The sequence below is a fragment of the Neobacillus massiliamazoniensis genome (assembly GCF_001048695.1).
Taxonomy (GTDB): domain Bacteria; phylum Bacillota; class Bacilli; order Bacillales; family Cytobacillaceae; genus Neobacillus; species Neobacillus massiliamazoniensis.
Genome location: NZ_CVRB01000003.1, coordinates 412,065 through 433,730 on the forward strand (window position 1 = coordinate 412,065; position 21,666 = coordinate 433,730).

The 21,666-nt window shown below is 37.4% G+C and carries 19 protein-coding genes; 15 read left to right on the forward strand and 4 right to left on the reverse strand.

Going from position 1 to position 21,666, the window contains the following annotated elements; translation table 11 throughout:
* Positions 1-18: 18 nt before the first annotated feature.
* From BN1082_RS14710 to BN1082_RS14725, 5 genes are all read left to right on the forward strand, one after another.
* Positions 19-789: a creatininase gene (locus BN1082_RS14710; protein WP_090635348.1), complete on the forward strand. Its 771-nt coding sequence runs from the start codon at positions 19-21 to the stop codon at positions 787-789.
* A 48-nt stretch (positions 790-837) separates the two neighbouring features.
* Positions 838-1,527 (forward strand): DUF2848 family protein, encoded by a 690-nt coding sequence (locus tag BN1082_RS14715; protein WP_090635349.1) that lies wholly within the window; start codon positions 838-840, stop codon positions 1,525-1,527.
* 112 nt (positions 1,528-1,639) lie between these two features.
* A complete protein-coding gene (locus BN1082_RS28235; RefSeq protein ID WP_245640444.1) occupies positions 1,640-1,816 on the forward strand; it encodes a hypothetical protein in 177 nt (58 codons plus the stop codon).
* A gap of 71 nt (positions 1,817-1,887) precedes the next feature.
* On the forward strand, positions 1,888-2,445 hold the full coding sequence (locus BN1082_RS14720; RefSeq protein ID WP_245640473.1) for a sugar phosphate isomerase/epimerase family protein: 558 nt from the start codon (positions 1,888-1,890) through the stop codon (positions 2,443-2,445).
* A 282-nt stretch (positions 2,446-2,727) separates the two neighbouring features.
* Positions 2,728-3,825 (forward strand): HD domain-containing protein, encoded by a 1,098-nt coding sequence (locus tag BN1082_RS14725; protein ID WP_090635350.1) that lies wholly within the window; start codon positions 2,728-2,730, stop codon positions 3,823-3,825.
* A 502-nt stretch (positions 3,826-4,327) separates the two neighbouring features.
* Here the strand turns inward: BN1082_RS14725 and BN1082_RS14730 are convergent.
* On the reverse strand, positions 4,328-5,008 hold the full coding sequence (locus tag BN1082_RS14730) for a TIGR00266 family protein (protein ID WP_090635351.1): 681 nt from the start codon (positions 5,006-5,008) through the stop codon (positions 4,328-4,330).
* Between the two features lie 265 nt (positions 5,009-5,273).
* On the opposite strand from BN1082_RS14730, the gene BN1082_RS14735 reads away from it, so the two are divergent.
* Positions 5,274-6,401 carry a lipase/acyltransferase domain-containing protein gene (locus BN1082_RS14735; RefSeq protein WP_176699814.1) on the forward strand — a complete coding sequence of 376 codons (1,128 nt, stop codon included), beginning with the start codon at positions 5,274-5,276 and terminating at the stop codon, positions 6,399-6,401.
* Between the two features lie 58 nt (positions 6,402-6,459).
* Here BN1082_RS14735 and BN1082_RS14740 read toward each other — a convergent pair whose 3' ends face one another.
* The gene (locus BN1082_RS14740; RefSeq protein WP_090635353.1) at positions 6,460-6,972 is read right to left on the reverse strand and encodes a cupin domain-containing protein; all 513 of its coding nucleotides are present in this window, start codon (positions 6,970-6,972) and stop codon (positions 6,460-6,462) included.
* 427 nt (positions 6,973-7,399) lie between these two features.
* Here BN1082_RS14740 and BN1082_RS14745 point away from each other — a divergent pair, with 427 nt between their 5' ends.
* From BN1082_RS14745 to BN1082_RS14770, 5 genes are all read left to right on the forward strand, one after another.
* The gene (locus tag BN1082_RS14745; protein ID WP_090635354.1) at positions 7,400-8,026 is read left to right on the forward strand and encodes a TasA family protein; all 627 of its coding nucleotides are present in this window, start codon (positions 7,400-7,402) and stop codon (positions 8,024-8,026) included.
* 154 nt (positions 8,027-8,180) lie between these two features.
* Positions 8,181-11,864, forward strand: a complete 3,684-nt coding sequence (locus BN1082_RS14750) for a S8 family serine peptidase (RefSeq protein ID WP_090635355.1) — start codon at positions 8,181-8,183, stop codon at positions 11,862-11,864.
* Positions 11,865-12,290: 426 nt separating this feature from the next.
* Entirely contained in the window at positions 12,291-12,869 is a 579-nt protein-coding gene (sipW, locus tag BN1082_RS14755; protein ID WP_090635356.1) for a signal peptidase I SipW, read from the forward strand.
* Positions 12,870-13,236: 367 nt separating this feature from the next.
* On the forward strand, positions 13,237-14,589 hold the full coding sequence (locus BN1082_RS14765; RefSeq protein WP_245640445.1) for a glycosyltransferase family 2 protein: 1,353 nt from the start codon (positions 13,237-13,239) through the stop codon (positions 14,587-14,589).
* Positions 14,590-14,793: 204 nt separating this feature from the next.
* Positions 14,794-15,765, forward strand: coding sequence for a transglutaminase domain-containing protein (locus BN1082_RS14770; protein ID WP_090635358.1), 972 nt, complete (start codon positions 14,794-14,796; stop codon positions 15,763-15,765).
* Positions 15,766-15,920: 155 nt separating this feature from the next.
* Here the strand turns inward: BN1082_RS14770 and BN1082_RS27620 are convergent, their stop codons facing one another.
* Positions 15,921-16,070: a hypothetical protein gene (locus BN1082_RS27620; protein WP_176699815.1), complete on the reverse strand. Its 150-nt coding sequence runs from the start codon at positions 16,068-16,070 to the stop codon at positions 15,921-15,923.
* Positions 16,071-16,199: 129 nt separating this feature from the next.
* Here BN1082_RS27620 and BN1082_RS14775 point away from each other — a divergent pair, with 129 nt between their 5' ends.
* Together BN1082_RS14775 and BN1082_RS14780 are read left to right on the forward strand one after the other, a co-directional pair.
* Positions 16,200-17,072, forward strand: coding sequence for a proline iminopeptidase-family hydrolase (locus tag BN1082_RS14775; protein WP_090635359.1), 873 nt, complete (start codon positions 16,200-16,202; stop codon positions 17,070-17,072).
* 138 nt (positions 17,073-17,210) lie between these two features.
* Positions 17,211-18,422 carry a serine hydrolase domain-containing protein gene (locus BN1082_RS14780; protein WP_090635360.1) on the forward strand — a complete coding sequence of 404 codons (1,212 nt, stop codon included), beginning with the start codon at positions 17,211-17,213 and terminating at the stop codon, positions 18,420-18,422.
* A gap of 328 nt (positions 18,423-18,750) precedes the next feature.
* Here BN1082_RS14780 and BN1082_RS14785 read toward each other — a convergent pair whose 3' ends face one another.
* Positions 18,751-19,467, reverse strand: a complete 717-nt coding sequence (locus tag BN1082_RS14785; RefSeq protein ID WP_090635361.1) for a VOC family protein — start codon at positions 19,465-19,467, stop codon at positions 18,751-18,753.
* Positions 19,468-19,955: 488 nt separating this feature from the next.
* Between BN1082_RS14785 and BN1082_RS14790 the strand changes: the two genes are divergently transcribed.
* Both BN1082_RS14790 and mleCBF read left to right on the forward strand, forming a co-directional pair.
* Complete coding sequence (locus BN1082_RS14790) at positions 19,956-20,504, forward strand: cytochrome P450 family protein (protein WP_090635362.1); 549 nt, start codon at positions 19,956-19,958, stop codon at positions 20,502-20,504.
* A 259-nt stretch (positions 20,505-20,763) separates the two neighbouring features.
* Positions 20,764-21,606, forward strand: a complete 843-nt coding sequence (gene mleCBF, locus BN1082_RS14795) for a CBF family alpha/beta fold macrolide esterase (protein WP_090635363.1) — start codon at positions 20,764-20,766, stop codon at positions 21,604-21,606.
* The last annotated feature ends 60 nt before the right edge of the window (positions 21,607-21,666 follow it).

Here is a 21,666-nt window from a genome sequence, read left to right on the forward strand (position 1 = left end):
TAGGAGATGTGATGAAAGATGAGAACTCGAAACATGGCTCACCTTACTTGGCCTGAAGTTAAAGATGCAGTTGAACGAAATGCTGGGATTATACTACCGATCGGTTCAACGGAGCAACATGGTTTGCATTTACCATTATGTGTAGATTCTGTCCTTCCTTTTGAATTGGGAAAGGCAGTAGCGGAAAATCTTGATATGATTGTTGCTCCCCCTGTTAATTACGGTTATCGATCAAGACCTACAACAGGTGGTGGTCAAACATTTATCGGGACCACTTCCATCAAGGGGCAAACTCTAATGAATACCGTTGAAGATATAATAGATGAATTCATTCGTCATGGCTTTAAACGAATTGTGCTATTAAACTGGCACTTTGAAAATGCCAACTTCATCTATGAGTCTGCTTTCCTGGCCGCAGAAAAGATTAAGGCTATAAAACCAGATGTAAAGATCATGGTAATGGAATTGCCATTCCAGACTTTTTCAGAAGAAACAATGAACTTTATCTTTCCAGAAGGCTTCCCTGGATGGGGTATTGAGCATGCCTCAATCTTTGAAACATCTTTAATGCTTTATTTGAGACCGGATTTGGTCCTATTTGATAGGGCTGTAGATGATTGTGCAGATGATTGCCCATGGTATGATTTATTGCCTATACCGGAAAAAATCGTCGCAAAAAGCGGAACGCTATGGAAGGCAACTCAGGCCAGTGAAGAAAAAGGCAGAATTGCCTGGAGTGAACTTGTACCTACGGTTACTGAGGTTATAAATAAGGAACTTCCAAAATAATAGGGCATTGTTTCTAATCAATGCTCTCTGAATGCAAAAGGAGGTCTCATGCAAAAACTATCATTCGAGTTGCCTAATCATCGAACTGTTTTTTTTCAAGTGGAAAGGGCATATTCACTGGGGAACACTGGGCGAACGAAGGAATTTGTGAATCAGCATATTTCTGAATTGGAAGATCAAGGGATCCCTATACCTTCTAATACAGATCCATCTATTAGCCCTCTTACTTGTAATCTAATTACTCAGGATGACCATATGCAAGTTTTAGGGGACAACACAACTGGAGAAGTGGAATTTGCCGTTCTTATAAACGAAGAGGGTTTCTTCATTACTCTTGGTTCGGATCATGCTGACAGAATACTGGAAAGTAAATCGAGTCCGTACTTTAAGCAAGTATGCCAAAAGCCGGTTGCTCATAATGCATGGCCTTTGAGTGAGGTTATCGAACACTGGGATTCTATTCAATTGCTATGTGAAGTAAAAATGAATAATGAGTGGATCATTTATCAAGAGGGTAGTTCCTCCCTTTTGTTGGAAATTGAAAAAATGAAAGATTTACTTAATCACCATCATGCCATCCATCCAGCGGGGACCATTGTTTTTTGCGGAACGATGTTATTAAAAAAAGGCAAGTTCGAGTACGCAAAGGAATATCGTATGACAATGCACGATCCTGTATTAAATCGTTCTATTAAGCTAAATTATTTAGTAGAGACTATTTCAGACTTGACCATATAAGTAAGGATTCCGGTCGTATTATTTGGTGGTGTCCCTATAAGCATGTGAAGTTAAATGAACTATTGAAGGCTACCAAAATAGTAGCCTTTAGCAGGTTGGTATTGTCCATTTTATGGCTTATCCTGAGGCGATGAAAGGTGATGGTACCATTTCCGAAACTGTCCAAAAAATCGCCACCGATGTTTTTTTCTCAGCAATTGAGGTTACTAGAGTTAATGATGTTAAGGAGAGAAATAAGGTTACCTCTATTTTAGAATCAAGTCGGATGAAAATTGGCTTTGGAGCATAGCCGATTCTTCTAAGCAATATTCCTTTGATCCTGAAAAGCGGGAGACCGCAATTAATCTAGTAAAGGGAGCCATTGATCAGGCATACGAACTGAGAGCAGGAAAATTAGGTTTTTTAAGTGGTCCAAGACCAGAAAAGGATGAGGACCTTGCCCTTCAATTATTAACGGATTCCATTATTGAATTATGCCAATATGCCAGAAGTAAAGGAAATCTAGTTCTTTCCTTAGAGACCTTTGACGATGAGACAGATAAAAAATGTTTAATAGGTTCCAATAGGTTAGCGGTAGAGGTCGCAAAAGAAGTTCGAAAGGTGGATCTATCTTTTGGCCTCATGCTCGATTTAAGCCATCTTCCAATGCAAAGAGAAAATTGTAAGGATGCGTTAACGATTGCCCGTGATTATATTAATCACGCCCACATCGGTAATTGTTATATCAAAAATAAACATGATCCTGCCTATGGCGATCAGCACCTACGCTTCGGTTATCCTGGAAGCGAAAATGATGTGGATGAGTTATCAGAGTATTTAAGGGTGCTATTAGAAATTGGTTATATTGGGGAAGGCTCAAAAAATATTGTTGCATTTGAAGTAAAGCCAGTAGGAAATGAAAATCAGAAGTGGTTATAGCTCAGTCGAAGAGGACATTGGTTAATGCCTGTGCACGTGTTTGATTCTAGTGTGTTCGGAACTGTTTGATCTCAATGAGGGTGTCCCAAAAGTATAACTTTTAGGGGACACCCCCTTTTTTATGTGCATAAAAAAATAGGAAAATCGTTAGTTAAAGTTATAGCCTACTTATGAGGGTAATAATCTTCAACAAGGTGATATTGTCGATAGAAATGTGTTTTCATAAATTAATGGTTATAATGGACTAAAATGCTGCAAAAGTGTGGGAAGGTGTTGTGGAGAATGGAAGAATATAAAAATCTCATTTCCTTTATTAAAGAAGTTGAACGATTAAAAAATGTGACAAGGACAGCATGGACGAGTGAGGGCAGACAAGAAAGCGTTGCTGAACATTCCTGGCGTTTAAGCCTATTTGCTATGGTTCTTGAGGACTATTTTAAAGATATTGATTTTAATAAAGTATTAAGAATGTCTTTAGTTCACGATCTTGGGGAGGCATATGATGGGGATATCTCAGCTAAAGTTGTCGTCGATGTTCAAGAAAAGTTAAAAAAGGAAGAACAAGGAATAATGAAACTGACTGAAGCACTCCCAAAAGTACTCCAACAAGAACTTATCATGTTATGGCAGGAATATAATAGTGGTAAAACAAATGAAGCAAAACTAGTAAAAGCCATTGATAAAATCGAAACCATTATCCAGCACAATCAAGGGGATAACCCTGCTGATTTTGACTATCATTTCAATCTCGAATATGGAAAGAAACTTTCGGACTTTCATCCTATTATCCAGACAATCAGAGAACTCGTTGATAAGGAAACAATTCATAAGATTGACGAAAAAAATGTCTTGAAATCAGATTTTAATAATAACAAAATCGATTCGAATAATTTACAGCATAATCAACATCTTTTGTTATCAATTATTTCTGATATTGGTATTGATGAAACAATGAAGATGATCTCGAGGTTTTATCCTGAACAGTTTAAAAAAGAAATGATCAGTAATGAAATTCAAGAATTACAAAACCGGGTTACCAGTATTGAAGGGTGGATAAAGGATCAAAATCAATTGGGAAAATCACCAATGAATTTATATGAAATTAGGGGGGAATCGGGTTTTAAAGAATTCGAACTTTGGAACCAAGTTCTGGCAAAAATTCAACAAAATATCTCAAAACCTTCATTTGATACTTGGTTTGCTGGTACCTCTGCAAAATATATTGATGAAGACACTATTATGGTTTATAGCAAAAATGAGTTTCAATCTGAATGGTTAAAAGATAGATATAAGGAAGAAATCTTTTTTGCCGTGAAGGAAGTTGCTGGACTCACTTATGATCTTGAGTTTTCCGTTAGTAAAAATAATTTGAAAAAATGAATCTTGGTGTGGGGAATTATTCTAAACAGTTCCATATCACATGCAATTTGAAGTTTTATTTCACTATTATATTATTTAATTTATCTAAAACTAAAAGCCAACAAGTTTGTGTTCTGGCTAATGAAGGCAGATTTCAAATAAATTGGTATCACACCCTATTTCTGAAGACTAACGACATATTTTTTTCATTTACGACCTAATTTGGAAGACTTACGACCAATTTTCGATTCCTTACTACATTTTTGGGGGCAAATTGGTAATAACACTCTTAATCTGAAGACTAACGACATATTTTTTGTATTTACGACCTAAATTCAGAGACTTACGACCTATTTTTCTTTTCTTACAACATTATTTGGAATAAATCGGAAATAGGAATTTATTTCTAGCTACTTAGGAGGATCTGATCCCCTTAATAAAAAAAGCATTAGAATCTAAATATCCCAATGCTTCTTATTAATCCATTCAAGTTCACCAATCATCCTGTCAAAATAGAGAAAATTTACTTCGAACCGGAAGTCAAAGAAGGTTTTAAGACCTCTACAAGGCCATGCAAGCTTAAGGTATGCAACCAAATGGTACCTGGTCCTGTTAATTTCACCAAAAAGATCCCATCTCCACCAAGGAACATGTTTTTGAATCCTTTCAGTCGTTGCACTTCAAAAGATACCCGTGAATCATATGCAGCGAGATGACCTGGATGAACCAATATGGTTTCACCTGATTTTAGATAGATTTCATTTACTTCTCCGTCTACGGAAATGAACGCCAATCCATTTCCGTCCAATTTGTTGTAAATCAACCCATTTCCGCCGAAAAATCCTGTTAGACCCAAATTGCCAACGACATTGAGCGACACAGATTCTTCAGCACATAAAAAGCTGTGTCGTTGCACATGAACAGAAGGATAATGGTCCATTTGTAACGGTACGATGTGACCTGGCATGCGCGTGCTGAACGATACGTGACCGTTCCCATGAACGGCTTTGAAATGATTTAAAACAGCACTGTTTCCGGTGATGACTCTTTTAAATACGCCACCAATACCACCTGTAAAATTGGTTTCGAGTTCAATCGTTGGTGACATTGAAAGAAGAGAACCAGCTTCGCTGTAAATCGATTCACCTTTTTCTAGTTGAAGCTGTAAAGATTGCATCGTGCTTCCGTGAATTTGAAATTCCATGAATATCCTCCTGTTTGTAAATATATAACTATCATACCAGATATTTACCTAATCTATTCTCATTGTTAAGTAAAAAATACTAATTTTGCATCCTTCATTTAAGATTATATGAATATAGGTAAATTTAGGCCAAAATGTTAATATAAAGATAGAAGGTTATGATTAGAAAATGAAAAAGCAAACACGAATTGAAAACAATTAACCAGAGCTTTCCAACATTGTAAAAACACCTATGGTTAAAATAGCGATGAGGGGGAATCAGATTTTGACTGTACCTACTATTCTAATTCCAGGAATCGAAGGAACAAAGCTAGTCAATACGAACACTTTGAATTTTGATACCATATGGTCATTGATTAAAAGTAAATATGGAACAATCTATGACTTGGCTTTGAAGCAGGACAGCCGTTTTGAAGTAAGCCCGACATCGATCATTGAGCGGAGTGATGTTGAGGATGCTGCCTATTGCGATGTAGTTCATAATTTGGAGAATAAAACCTGCTCACCGGTTTATATTTTTGGCTATGATTGGAGGAAATCATCGTCAGAAATTGCCACTCACTTAGCTGCCTATATTGAATATCTCAAGCAGAAGCTTTCTGTAAAATCTTTCAATTTTGTCGCCCATAGTATGGGGGCAATGGTGTTCAGCTGTTTTTTGAAGCAGTTACAAGGGAATTATGAAACAGTTGACCATGCCGTATTGGCTACGGTTCCTTTTAAAGGTTCTGTCAGGGCTCTTATTGCTCTAACGGTAGGGGAAGGAGGAATACCGTTCCCACTCTTCAACTCTAATGATGAATTCCGGAAAATTGCACGAACGTTCCCTTCGGTTTTTGAGATGTGCCCCACTTATCAAAATGCAGTGGTGTTTGAAAACGGGACCGATGTTGATCTATTCAATCCCAATCATTGGCAGTCGAATATCGGCGATGATGACTGGGGAATGTTTTTGGATAGGGTTAATCAGATGAAAACATTCTGGGATAGCCAAAATCCAGCGATGTTGGATTTACGAGACCTTCCGCAAGAGATGAAGAAAAAGTTTCTTATTCTTGCCGGAGTGGGCGAAAAAACAAAAAAGAAAGTCATTGTTCAGCCTCAAAGTCCGGATGGCCGGGCAAAAAATTTTTTTAATTTTGATTCTCCCGATTCTGATGGAATCGATGGGGATGGTTCGATTCCGCTGGAAAGCGCATCCATTTATAAGGATGATATATTAACACTATCAGTTAAAAAGAAGTGGACTGACCTCTCCATGCACCCACTTTTCTTGAACGATGGCAGAGTACAAACTCTAATCACTCGGTTTTTATTGAATAATACATCAGATAACACCTCTGGTACTCCATGGTGGTCAGTTCTAGATGGTTCTGTCGTACAGGTAAAATAAAGATAAAAAAAGGAATGTCCCTGAAGCTTTTATGCAGACAGGGACATTTTTTTGCTTATTACGGGATCTTCTCATACGCTAATTTCATGATAATTTCCTTATGCTGCGGATATTTCTCCAACAGCTCATTTTGTGTAAATAACTTAAAGTCATTAAATTCAAATCCAGGCGAAACCATGCAGCCAACTAATGAAAAAGTATCTTTCTCCATTACAGATGAACCAAAAATTGAGTTTTTCGGAACTAAGTATTGGGGAACTTCTCCATTTTCTAGATTCATTCCGATTTTTATTTCTTCGTATTCACCATTTTCATGAATAACATGAACAGTTAAAGGACTTCCTGCGTGGTAATACCATAATTCATCTGATTTCAGACGGTGGAAATGTGAAACTTCATCAGACTTTAAAAGGAAATAAATACTTGTAAAAAGTTTTCGTTTCTCTACAAAATTTACGCTAAGCTCTTGATCGGAGATTCGTTCCTCTGATTCAAATGTACTTTTGAAATAACCGCCCTCGGGATGTGGAGTAAGGCCAAGCTTTGTAATTAAAGTTTGTATTTGATCCATGACATAACCCCTCGTAATTTATTTTACTAAGCGTACTACTAGTAAATAGTAGGTAGTTAAAATATATCTTATAGAATTGCTATATGTCTATTTTGATTTCCACTATAAATAATGTTTAAATATTTTTAAAATACAAAACATTAAGAAAACATGAGAGAAAATGAGAGAATGATAAGAAAATGTTCTTAATTGAGAAAATACGGCGATTTTTGCCGTTTTTCGATGATATAGTTTTGTCCTATACTCAATTTAATAGATTCTTTAAAAAGAACATTAAATTCAGCTGTTTTTTTTTTTTGTAAATATGTTCTTCAAAAAGAACAATTTCGGTAATAGTATTATTCACTAGGTTTAAAAAATGGTTGAATGTCCCGATGTGGAGTTCAAATAAAAAAACTACCAAAAAGGGGAAACAAGGAGGAAGAATATGAAGATCAAAACGAAGTTAGGAATGGTAGCAGCATCTGGTGCGCTAGGATTGGCACTAATCAGTGGGGGTACATACGCCTTCTTCAATTCTAAAGTGGAAGCAACGAGTACGTTTGAAATGGGTACACTTGATCTTAGTGTAAACCCATCGACGATTGTAAGTGTTAAAAATTTATTACCTGGAGACTATATGACTCGCAGTTTCAATCTGAAAAATACTGGTACTGTGGATATAGCTAAGGTACTTTTAAAAACTGAATATACCGTCACGAATAAAGATGGTGCCCCAGCAAATACCGATGATCTTGGAAAACATATCCGTGTTAATTTCTTATTTAATCAAGATAAGGCTGCTCTAGGAACATGGTTACCAGAAGATCAAGTTGTGTTTCAAACAACTCTATACGACTTACAAAATATGACACCTGATGCAGTTGAAAACAGAATATTTCATGACCATCTTGAAGAAATAGGCGGTCTAAAAAAGGGTGACAAAGATAAGCTTTTCGTTCAATTTGAATTTGTCGATAACGGAGAAGATCAAAATCAATTCCAAGGTGATTCTTTAGCCCTTAAATGGACATTTGAAGGAACACAGCCAGTAGGAAAAGAAAGAAAAAATTAAAACTTAATGAAAAAAGAGTGGGAGTCCTAACCCATTTTTTTTCTCGATATGCTTTTGTCTAAAATTGAAAGGAGGGAGGCCTATTAGACAAGGAATGCTCTTTATTTAGTTCAAAAAGGTTTAATTGAGAAAGTATTTAGAGGGGTGAAGGGGATTGAAGAGGAAGAAGTATGGAAGAGTATTTAGTAGATTACTAATTTTAACACTTATTTTTTCGTTATTTACACCTATTTTTGCTTCTGCAGAAACCGGATTAAGTCCTAAAGGCACACAAGTAAGTGATGAAAGCATTATGAAAATGAAAGCGCTTATTGCCCAACAAGAGTCATTGTTGAATCAAGAGCCATCACTATCACCAGAGTTAAAAGACCTAGAAGGTGATAATGAAGTGGGTGTTATTGTTCAATTATCAGAGCATCCCTTGGCACTTGAAAAAGGAATTAAAAAGGTTCAGGGCAAATCATTCACTTCAACGGATCGAGCGAATGTCAAAAAGAAAATTCAGTCTCAGCAAGATAATTTTGAAAAGGCTTTAGGTAATAAAGGAATTAAACATAAAAAAGGATTTACTTTTAGTGAAACATTTAATGGGATGTCACTTAAGTTGACAGCAAAACAGTTGAAGGAGCTCTTGAAGGTAAATGGTGTTGTAAGTATTGAGCCAGATTCTGAGGTTCATGCTGTAGGTGAGCCTTCAACAGATGATACTGTTAGTCAAATGATTAGTTCTGACAATCAATTCCTTGGTATCCCAGATGTTTGGGCAAAGGGTTATGAAGGACAAAATGTGAAAGTTGCGGTTCTTGACACTGGTATTGACTATTACCATCCAGAATTTCAAGGTGTCTACAAAGGAGGATATAACTTTGTCCCGCAAACTAGCCGTACGGATTATACCCGTGATCGCGCAGATGATGATCCATACGAAACCTCTCCGTTAGACCGACCAGCAGGGAAAGCGGAAGTTGATGCAAACGGTAGAACCTTCTACACAGAACATGGGACACATGTTGCCGGTACCATTGCTGCACAAGGAAATAACCCTTATGGTATTAAAGGTATCGCACCAAAGGTAGAGTTATATTCTTACCGAGTATTAGGAGCGTATGGAAGCGGTGCTACTTCTGGAATTATCGCTGCCATTGACAAAGCAGCTCAACAACATATGGATGTTATTAACTTGTCCTTAGGTGGTTCAAATAATAGCTCTACTTCAGCAGATGCGATTGCTATTAATAATGCGGCACTAGCCGGTGTCACAGCAGTTGTTGCTACAGGTAATAGTGGTCCAAACCGTGGCACGATTGGAAGCCCATCTACTGCTGCGTTCGCAATCTCAGTTGCTAACTCTACCATTCCTGAAACCACGAAAAAGGGTCAAGTAAATGTAACACTAGAAGGGTCAGCCCCTGCAAACTACAATCTTAATTTAATGGCTTGGAAGTTTGGAGTGGAGCCGGCTGATACATTAACAGGTACTTATGACGTTGTTGCAGTACCTAATTACGGAGTGGACGCTGATTATACAGGGTTAGATGTAAAAGGAAAAGTAGCGCTCATTTCTCGTGGTGGCGGTGTTGCATTTGTTGATAAAATTGCTGCTGCAAAAAAAGCTGGAGCAATTGCGACGATCATTCATAACAATGGTGGAACAAATGGGAATGGTCCTGCAGGTGTATTCCTTAGTGATTCATTCGCATTCCTACCTTCATTTGATATGTCAACTACGGATGGTAACGCCTTAAGAACAGCTATGCAAACTAAAAAAGCAACGGTTACTTTTAGCAATTTCTCTTCTTCATCAACTGGTGGAGACGACATCAATAGCTCAAGTTCGCGCGGTCCGTCAAACCCTAATTTTGACCTCAAACCAGATGTTTCTGCACCAGGAACAAACATCATGTCATCAGTTCCAGCGTATAAAAAGGATTTTCCAGATGCAAATTACACTGAATCCTACGAGCGTTTTACCGGAACAAGTATGGCTACCCCACACATCACAGGTATTGCTGCATTACTTAAGTCTGAGCATCCAGATTGGACTCCATTTGATATTAAAGTAGCAATCTCCAACACTGCAAAACAATTAGATGTAACAAAATATGATGTATTTGCACAAGGACCTGGACGTGTGCAACCATATCAAGCAGCTACAACTGAAGCACTAGCGTACGCAATGGATAAGACAGCTTTCTCTTCAAAAACATACGACAATATTAAAGGAACAATTACTTTTGGTAATGTTCCAACGAACGCAAATAATGCATCTACTGTAACAAAAGATATTAAAGTCAAAAATCTTACTGGTAAAGCCAGTGATTACACCGTTAATGTCCAAGTGACAAAAGCTGCTACGGGAGCTTTGGCCGGGGCAAACGTTACAGTTGATCAGTCGAAGTTTACTTTGGACGCCTCAGGTGAGAAAGCCTTAAAAGTAACGTTGAACGTTCCAAAAGGTGCAGGATCAACAGGTAATGAGATATTAGGGTATGTTTACATTACAAATGGAACAACTAATTTAACTTTACCGTTTGCAGGAAACTTTGCACCACCAACAGGAATTAAGGACTACTCTATAGAAAGCAAAGTAATCTCACCAAACGGGGATGGAAAACTAGATAGTACAACTGTTCATTATGAGTTTTATGATCGTCAAAATACGACATTTATTGAACTTTGGGATGCAGCCCATCAAGATGCAGGTTACTATCATGATGGATACTTAGGATACTTAGTAGCTTCTAGTTCAACAACCGTAGGACCAAAATCCGTTGTATTTAATGGAGGCTACACAGAATGGGGAACAGGAAAGAAAGCAACTGCCCCTGATGGTGTCTATACCATTGATATGTCAACGTTAAACTTAGCTGGAACAGCTGTTGCTACATCAGCATGGCTTGGTCCAATTTATGTTAAGTCTTCTCCTTCTGAATTTGTTCTTCCAGCTGCAGACAATATCATTGAAGATACTTCGTTTGAATATAAAGGCTCGATTAAGGATAAATTCATTGATTTCAAACCAGTTGTTGAACAAGTATTTGGCGAAAACTATGATGTAAACGATAAGTTAACACTAAAATATGAATTAAAAGACAAAGATGGCAATGTCATCGACTCAAAACCTGTGAAGCTAAATCAAGATGGATCATTCTCCATTCCATTTGCTGAATTAAGATCTGGAGATTACAAATTGAAATTTAGCATTTCCGATATTGCGCAAAACAGTAGTGAAAAAGAAATAACGATTAGTGTAAAGAACGATCCACAAATCGCGAAAATGGTTGTAACAAACAAAGATATTGACCAACAAATTAAAGGAAATACTAGTGTAGTTGTGCTTGCAACGCCGGCATTTTCAAAGTCACAAAATAAAATACGGGTCGAATTGCCTACTTCAGTTTTAAAAGACTTAGAGCAATCTAAAAAATCAGTTGCCTTTGCTGCACCAGGGGGCGTGCAAATCATGCTGCCTACGAAAGTGATGACACAATTAAGCAATTCTGGAGCAGATAAAGTATACTTAGAAATAAACCGTGAAAACAGCTCGATTGTTCCAGTTACTGGAACGGACGAAGCAGTATCGGATCTATATCAATTCGCATTCCGATATGAAAAAGGTAGAGACACTACTTACGTGACTACCCTTGACGATACAGTTGATGTTCGTTTACCAGTGAATGCAACTGCTGCAAAAGGATTCAAAAAAGTAGAAGCGTATGATTTTAATAAAGATAATAAATCTTTAAATCTATTAAATAGTCTGTATTTGTCTGGATCTATTGAATTTAAAGCAACTAAGCTTTCAAGCTTTGTCGCGCTTGGCAAAAATAAAAAATAAGGTTGATGTAAAAGGAAACGGCAGCATAAATGCTGTCGTTTTTTTGATATTGGCTGTGTTAAAAGTCATTGTTGTTTTTTAACACTGTTGATTGGAGCGGAAGGCGCGAGACTCCTGCGGGAGTACGGGGCAGGGGAGACCCCACAGGCGCCAAAGAGCCGAGGAGGCTCCCCGGAACGCCCGCGGAAAGCGAAGCGCCTGGAGCGCAAATCAATAACCAAGTTTAACAGAGCCTTGATATTCATAGGATAAATAGGAGGAAATGTGTTATTTAAACATTTACTTCTTTTTACATTACTTATATACTTTATTTAAATGTTCTTTACACAGAACAAACAAATATTTTATTAAATGTTTTTTTGGAATAGTTACAGTTTTATACAAAGGGGTAATTGAAAAACCTTATAAGCAGGAAGGTGAACTAGATTGAAGAAAACATTAAAAATTATTAGTAACATGATTACAATAATAGTCATTCTGAATTTAATCTTCATGACCTTACTTGTGATCTACTTAAAGGCCTCTAAAGGAGAAGCTCAGATTTTTGGATATCAGCTAAAAACAGTCTTTTCTGGATCGATGGAACCCACATTTTTAACCGGCTCTGTCATCGCCATTAAACAATTAAAGGCAGATGAAAGAGGGACTCTTAAAAAAGGCGATGTCATTACATTTCAAACGAGCAAAAAACTGTTGGTTACGCACCGGATAGTCGGAGTTACTTCTAAAGAAAATAATGTACAATATGAAACAAAGGGGGATCACAATAAGACAGCAGATACCGATTTAGTTCCGTCACAAAATGTGGTTGGTCAATATTCCGGATTTACGATTCCTTATATAGGATACATCCTAGATTTTGCTCAATCAAAAAAAGGTACTTCACTCTTACTAATAGTTTCAGGCATTTTATTGCTAGGATTTGCAATCTTTACTTTTTTCCAAGTAATGAGAGAACTTGAGAAGAAAACAAAAAGTATTGAAACAAATGAAAATACTATATGATTTCATAGCGGACCCAAAAATCGTTTTTTACGGCTTTTGGGTCTGCTTTATTATACGTTGAAATTAATTTTTAAAAATGCCTGTGTAAAGGTAAATGTTGATTTTTGAAACTATGTTGATTGGAGCGGAAGGCGCGAGACTCCTGCGGGAGTACGGGGCAGGGGAGACCCCACAGGCGCTTAAGCGCCGAGGAGGCTCCCCGGAACGCCCGCGGAAAGCGAAGCGCCTGAAGCGCAAATCAACAGGCAAGTTTAACACAGCCTTAAAAATAAAAAATTATTTGAGGAAAAAAATTAATAATGTACTTTAGTACTATTGTAAAATATAATTATTTGTAACAACTAGGAAAAGGAGATAGATTTTTCAATTGAACTTAGAAACTAAAACTACAACAAAATATACTCCATCTCCCATACATAGAAAATTTTATCTTTCAGTATTATGGAAGTTTTGGCTATGTCATGGACTGGCATTTGCATGGATGATTTTTTCCATTATATTATCCATTCCTTGGGTTAAGGATTTAGGCGAATTGGTACCCGTACCTGTCGCCATTGCCTTTATAACAGGAATTGCCTATATTCCTGGATATCTAAATGCCTTCATGGTGGCCAGTCTCTTGTTTGATCGGCAGCCTTCTTTTAAAACTCTTCATCCAAAAGAGCCGGTAAGCATTTTAATTGCTTGTTGGAATGAAGAAAAGGGCATTGTTAGTACATTACAGCAATTAGCCAAGCAAGATTATGAAGGAGAAATGCAAATCTATGTTATTGATAACAACTCGACAGATCATACAGCAGAAGTGGCAGAAAGACTTGGAAAGGAATTAGGGCTTAACATTCGTGTTATTTTTGAAGAAACACCAGGAAAAAACCATGCCCTAAATAAAGCTCTTCAGTATGTAGAGACACAACTATTAATTACATTAGACGCTGATACTTTGCTCCATCCACAAGCTGTTCGACGCCTAGTTTCACGTATGAAGTCTGCTCCGGAAGATGTTTGTGCTGTCGCTGGGGCGGTTCTTGTAAGAAATAGTCGTGAAAACTGGCTTGCCCGTATACAGGAATGGGATTACTTTTTAGGTATTGCCTCGATTAAACGCCTGCAAGGACTTTATCAAGGAACACTCGTCGCACAGGGAGCATACAGCTTGTACCTAACTGATGCCATAAAAGAAGTCGGAGGTTGGCCTGATGCAATTGGGGAAGACATTGTCCTTACTTGGGCATTTTTAGAGAGAAATTATAAGGTATTTTTTGAACCAACAGCCATTGCCTTTACAGATGTCCCTACAGAGTTTAGCCATTTTGCTCGCCAGCGAAGCCGTTGGGCAAGAGGAATGATAGAGGCTTTAAAAAGGGTAAAGCCATGGGAGCAGCCACGAATTTTCACTCGTTATTTAACAGGTTCTAATCTAGTCATGCCATACTTGGATTTTGTTTATACCTTTGTTTGGATCCCAGGACTCATCGCTAGCTTCTTTGGGATTTTCTGGATCGCTGGACCACAAACATTGTTTGTTTTACCGCTAGCCCTACTTTCGAATTATTTTCTCTATCGTTATCAAAAAGGTGTCTTTCGGGAATTAGGGTTGCACATCCGAAAAAATCGAATTGGGTTTTTCTTTTACGTCTTATGTTATCAAATGATTATGTCTCCTGTTTCGGTATGGGGATACATTCAAGAATTTATGCAATTGCGTAGGGTTTGGAAATAGTTAGAAAAGGACAGAACGAATTTAGGTGCGTTGCTGTCCTTTTTCTTTGTACAAGTATCTGCCCTCATAAAACGAAATTCCATCACGAATGTATTGTAAAGGATTTAAATGAAATAAATTTTTATTCTAAAAGAAACATTTTTTAATGTGATTTTCATTTATGATGTTTATAGTAATGTATTATGAAAGTCGAGGTGTAAAGTCTTGAAGAAATTCATTTTACTTTTTCTTGTAGTGTTTGCGTATTTTTACTATTCTCATCAAGACACGCTTCCTTCTAAGGATCAAATCCTAAGCTACTTAAACTTGAAAAGTTCACAAGCAGCTCCACAAGTAGTGTCGCCAGTACAAAAAGAATCGACCAATCTTAATAATAAGGTGGCGTCCATCCCGACTTCAGCAAAGGAAAAATATCCGACAAAAAATATTCAAACCTATCAAGTAACGGTGAACAACGGAAAATTAGTGGTGGACGGAAAACCAACGCCTTACGGAAAATTCTATCATGCTGATGGGGTCATATTGTATATTGATGAACCTAGAGCCAATAAGAAGGAAACGATTAAGGTACCTTTTAAAAATGGAAGGGTCCATTACGAATACCCTCTTATCTATACTGTAGGCGATGTTATTCTTAACCTAAATGAGTATTATAAAGGGAAAGCGGATAATCCAAATGAGGTATTGGGCTATGCAGAATATCATTTAACTGATGGTGACCCATATTTGCAGCCTAGCTATATGGTTCAAAGCAATGATCCGACTCTTATTGCCCTTGCTCAAAATATTACCTATGGAAAAAAGACTGATTCTGAAAAATCCCAAGCAATTTTTGAGTGGGTAGCGAAAAATATTGCCTATAATGCACCTTTAGTAAATAGTCCTAATCCGCCGTTATATTCCGCATTAAAAACTTATAATAGCGGTGTTGTTCTTTGTTCGGGCTATGCCGATTTAAGTGCTGCCCTCCACCGTGCTGTAGGGATTGAAGCGAAAGTGGATTACGGCGAAAATCATGCTTGGAATGAAGTGAACATAAATGGAGTATGGCAAACAGAAGACCCAACCTATGGATCTGGGTATATAAACGCTAACACGATGAAATTTGTTCACAACTATCAACCGGCCTATTTCTATAAGTCCGATAAGCATAAAGAAGGGGAATACCCTTGGTAACAGCTTCTCTGTTTTAACAGAGAAGTTTTTTTTTGAAATTGAGGGTAATTGACATTAATGATCCGTTTTTTATAGCGCCTGATTGATCGCGGAAAGGGGTGACCGAAAACTTAAACAACGGGAAAAATCGGCCACCTTTCCGGGCTTTGATTTAGTCATAGATTACTTTGCTGGTTATTTTGATCAATCATCTCTTTTACATCTTGAGCAATTTTATCAAATGTTTGATTAACTTTATTCATGATTTCATCTTGGTCAAGGTCGTAGTTTTGGTTGATATTGCTCGACATATCTTTGTTCTCCATTTTCAACACCTCCCATTGGATTTTATCGTGTGTACAATGGAAATGATTTATAACTGATACATTTTTTAAATCTATTATTATATAATTGGTTTAAAATCTTTGGGAATGAATTGAGAAGGGGATAATTTTATGTATAAACAAGGATACATTGAGGTAAGTGGGGGAAAGGTTTGGTATGAAAAATTTGAAAAAAACACAAAAGGAACGCCTGTTATCATTTTGCATGGTGGGCCTGGCTCCTCTTGCTATTCTCTTCAAGGGCTTAAAGCTCTAGAAGAAGATCGGACAGTTATTCTTTACGATCAATTAGGCTGTGGAAGGTCTGATCGGCCAACTGATCCGTCACTTTGGCGATTAGAAAGGTTCGTAGAGGAATTAGGCCAAATAAGAAGGGCGCTGGACCTTGATGAAATCCATATTCTCGGTCATTCATGGGGCACGACGCTTGCAGCCGCTTATTGTTTAACGAAGCCAAGTGGGGTGAAAAGTGTCATTTTTTCAAGTCCATGTCTGAGTGCTCCATTATGGGAACAAGACCAAAGACGCAACTTAAAAAAACTTCCAACAGAAATTCAAGATACGATCATCAGATGTGAAAAAAATGGAACGACTGATTCAAAAGAGTATCTAGAAGCAAATGAAAAATTTAATAGTGAATTTGTTTGCAGACTCGATCCATATCCTGAGTATTTAAAACAAGGATCTCATTTTAAAAATCCTGAGGTTTACAATATTATGTGGGGGCCATCTGAATTTACCGTGTTAGGGAATTTAAAAGAGTTTGACTGCACAACTCAATTGAAGGAGCTCACGTGTCCGACACTTTACACGTGCGGACGATTTGATGAGGCGACTCCGGAAACAACGGAGTTTTACAGCAGTCAAACACCTGGTTCAAAGTTCCATGTGTTTGAGCATAGCGCCCATATGCCATATGTGGAGGAGCCGGAAGAGTATATGCGTGTAATGAGTGAATTCTTGAAATCAGTCGATTCTATTTAATCACTATCAAAAATGAAAAAATTTTCTTTAATTTAGTAGAAATCTAATATAGACACATGGTTAAAAACGAGGTACTGTATCATAGTGGGGTGGTTATGGTAAAACACCATCAAGTTTACAATGTTAAGGGGTATACTCATGGGGGAATTCCGTTCGGAACGATTACAGCAATCTCGAAGACGAAAAAGAAGGAGATTAAAGCCTGTTATTAAGCAATTTTTTGTATTGTTTTTAATCGGTGCGTTGACTGTTCCTACTTACAAAATCGTCACCCATTTTATGGATGAAAACAGTAAAAAATCAAAGCCTGCAAAAACAGGGCTGCAAGTTTCAAAAAAAGAACCACAACCTGAAAAAACTCCTGAAAAACAACCAGAAAAAGTGGTAGCAACAAAGATGGAGGACGTAAATAACTCTCCGGCTATTGACGATTACTTAAAAAGTTTAAATTTTAACGGTACGGCACTGGTTGTAAAGAATGATAAAGTGATGATCGATAAGGGCTACGGGTCGGCTGATATGGAAAAGAAGGTTCCGAATAATGCGGAAACGGTCTTTTACATCGGATCGATTTCAAAGGTGTTTGTTTCTACCGCCATTATGCAGTTGCAGGAACAAGGGAAATTAAATGTAAATGATCTTCTATCAAAGTATATTCCTGATTTCCCAAATGGAAATAAAATTACGCTTTATCACTTGTTAACACACACTTCCGGTATTCCGGAACATCAAGAAACGAATGTGAAAATTTCTCATGATGATTTAATTAAGAAAATTGGTCAAGGTCAATTAAAATTTCAACCTGGGACTGATTGGTTATACAGTGATTCCAACTATGCGATCTTAGCTTACATTTTGGAAAAACAAACTGGTGAATCACTTGAATCGTATGTGACTGAACATGTATTTAAAAAAGCAGGGCTTACTCATACCGGGTTCGGAGATGCGTATTATCAAGAACCTTATCCTTCAAAGGGCTATAAACTAAAGGATGGTGCAATGGTGTCACCTTCTTTACCTGACATGTCCCAGTTATTTGGCTGTGGTGATATTTATACGACACCATATGATATGTATTTATTTGATAAGTCTCTTTATTCCGGCAAATTGATATCAGAGAACAGTTTGAAGCAGTTCTTTACTCCTTTTAAACACAATTATGCTTTTGGCTTATACAACGATCCTGGAAGCTATTCTGACCATGGAGTTCTCCCAGGTTGGAATTGTTTAAATAGCTTCAGCAAAAATGGAACTATTTATGTCGTGTTGCTTTCAAATGTCCAAAACGGTGTAAAATCATTAGGTGTTGTCAATAACCAGATTTATATGTTGTTAAAAGGAATAAATTAAAAAAATTCACCTGGAATCAGGTGGATTTTTTTTGCTGCAATGAAAATTTAATTCGCTCATAGAACGAATTTTTCCTAATTGCTAAGCCAAAAAAAAGTCCGGCCATATGCCGGGCAAAGAAAAAATATATATTAAAAGGGGGGATGAAAAAAACTCATGTTCTTTCCATGTATTCATCATAAACACTAAAAATGAACAAAGTATGACTAAACCATTAACGAAATCTTAAACTTTATCCACAGTGGTGTCAGGCACCAGATTAGAAAGAAAAAGCTATTTGAATCCAATGAAATAAATTTGATGGATTCAAATAGCTTTATTTTATATACTATCTCCCGCAATAGATTCCTATCACATTTCCATCGAGATCAAGGAATTGAGCAAATGTGCCGAAATCAGGAATTGGCGTTTCTGGGACAATCACTTTACCGCCCAATTGAGATACTTTTTCTAAATAATCAGGAATGTTATCTACTTTTATGTATAGAGTTAGATAGGTAGGTTCTTCATGTGTCCAATTAAAGATGTGACCATTCAGTCCTGCGTCCTCTTCAGATATACTCATTACCGGGCCATCATCAGTTATATTCCACTTAAAGACGCTTTCATAAAACTTTTGTGAACGATGTCCTTCTCTTGCAGCAATTTCGAAGAAACCGATTTGATGAGTTGCAATGTTCCTATTAGGTTTCTTATTTATATTGTCGCTACCTTTATAAATTCCAATGATATTCCCATCAGGATCAACGAACTGGGCAATTGAACCACCAGTTGGGACCGCCATTTCCGGCAGGATGACTGTTCCGCCCATTTCCTTCACTTTCGCCAAGCTTTCCTGTATGTTATCTACGTTAATATAGATACTGACATGTGTTGGGTGTTCTTTATGCGGCCATTTTAGAATATGCCCATTGATGCCAGAACCAGAAATTTTCAGCAAAGGGCCAACATCCGTAATTTCCCAATTAAACAGGTCCTCATAAAAGTTTTTCGCCAGGTTTCCATCTCTCGCTGCAATCACAAACATTTCAATCGTGCTACTCATGTTTCCAACTCCTAATCATTTAAAGGTGGTACTCCAAGTCACTCTCAAACTTCAGTATTACTCCTATTCCAATACGTTAAACACGTAATATGTATTCGACTCTAAACCTTAAATTCCTTTATTTCTATAAAAAAACTGGGCAAACTGCCGCGGGCATTCAAAAAGTCCCCTTAAAGTAAGAAAAAGTTATAATACCTGTATTTCGCAATTGAATTTGAGCCACTTGAAATTAGCGCAATTCACAAACTAGGAGAATGAATTTCAATACCGAGTAGGCTTGCCAGGGATTCACTACAGGCGTGACTTATTAGCGAAAGTGAACTAACAGAATATTACCATTTAGTTCGTTTAATTATAACTTTAAAAGAATTATATAAATTAAATAAGGAATTCATTGACATATTAACTACTAAGTAATACTATGTAGTAGTACTAAGTGATGTTAAGTAACAAGAGGGCTGATAGAAAAGGAAAGAGCGGGAAACCAAATGAAAAAGTTTACAACAGAAGATTTTAGTTCGTCAGAAAATTTGAAGGATGTTGTTAGCTTTTATAAAAAACTAACGGAACAACAAGAGCCGCTTATCCGTCTAGATGATTATTATGGAATGGGACCAACCTGGCTTGCGATTCACCGTGAGGATACAGTAGCTATTCTCAAAGATCCTCGGTTTATCAGAGATGTGCGAAAGCTACAGCCTACACAAGATCAACCAGATTTAGAAGATCGATCTGAGAAGTGGGAGTTTAATATAAATTTCCCAAATATGCTGGACTCTGATCCACCTGATCATACTCGTTTGCGCAGGTTAACAGCCAAAGCTTTTACCCCTCAAATGATTGCGAATCTAGAACCTCGTATTCAACAGATTACAGATGAATTATTGGATGCCGTACAGAAAAAAGGGAAGATGGATCTTATTTCAGATTTTGCTTTTCCACTTCCATTTCGGGTTATTGCCGAGATGTTAGGAAAGAAATTAGGCTTTAATTACTTCCAATCTTTTATTCCAGAATATGGCCCTTTAATGGAATAACATAACTTCCTTTTTTGAGATTGTTTTATCATTCACATTAGTAGATGAAGATTGTATCCACGAGGTAATAGTTTTATAAGTACTAACCATTTAACATTAATTTTCAAATACCCAGAATTAAAAGGAATAGTGTGCATAGCAGCATAAAGAAATAAAAGAGGGAAAGAAAACTTTAGTATAAAGGGAATATCCCTATATTAACAGAAATAAGTATGGTTATGATTACCAAATCATTTAACATTTAAAAGGAGGTAAAAACATGAGTGAACAGATACTGAAAGTAAATAAAGTAGATATATGTACAGAAAGTTTTGGAAAACCTAAGGATCCAGCTGTGCTTTTAATCATGGGAGCGATGTCTTCATTAGACTGGTGGGATGAGGACTTCTGCCTCCGCCTGGCTGATCAGGGGAGATTTGTCATTCGGTACGATCATCGCGATTTGGGGCGATCTGTCACTTATGAACCTGGTACTTCTAACTATACAATAACGGACATGGCTGACGATGCGGTTGGAGTTCTGGATGCTTATTCCATAGAGCAGGCCCATATTGTTGGAATGTCCTTGGGCGGTATGATCGGTCAGATTCTTGCCCTGAGATATCCAGAACGCATATTTACGCTTACCCTAATTGCATCAAGTGTGTTCGGGACTGAGATGGAAAAACTGCCTCAAATGGACCAAAGCATACTGGATTACCATGCGAAGAGTACTTCCATAGATTGGTCAAATCGAGAGGCGGTCATTTCCTATCTAGCGGGTGGATGGAAAACTTTATGTGGTTCCAAACCTTTCGAGGAGGTAAGAATATATAAACTTGCGGAAAGAGAGGCTGCCCGCGCTAAACAGCTGACGAGCAGATTCAATCATGCCATGCTTCAAGGCGGAGACGAGTATTACGATAGAATGGGTGAGATTAGCGTACCTGTCCTCATTATTCATGGCACTGAAGATCCAGCTCTTCCATACGAGCATGGACTTGCTCTTACGAAAGTTATTCCCCATGCTGAATTAGTGACTCTTGATGGATCAGGTCATGAGATTCATAGTGAAGACTGGGACCAAATTATTGACTCAGTTGTAAATCTTAGTTCGCGATAAAAATTTGTGATTTCACTTTTTATATTAGAAGATGCCTTATTAAATTCTATACCTGTTGTA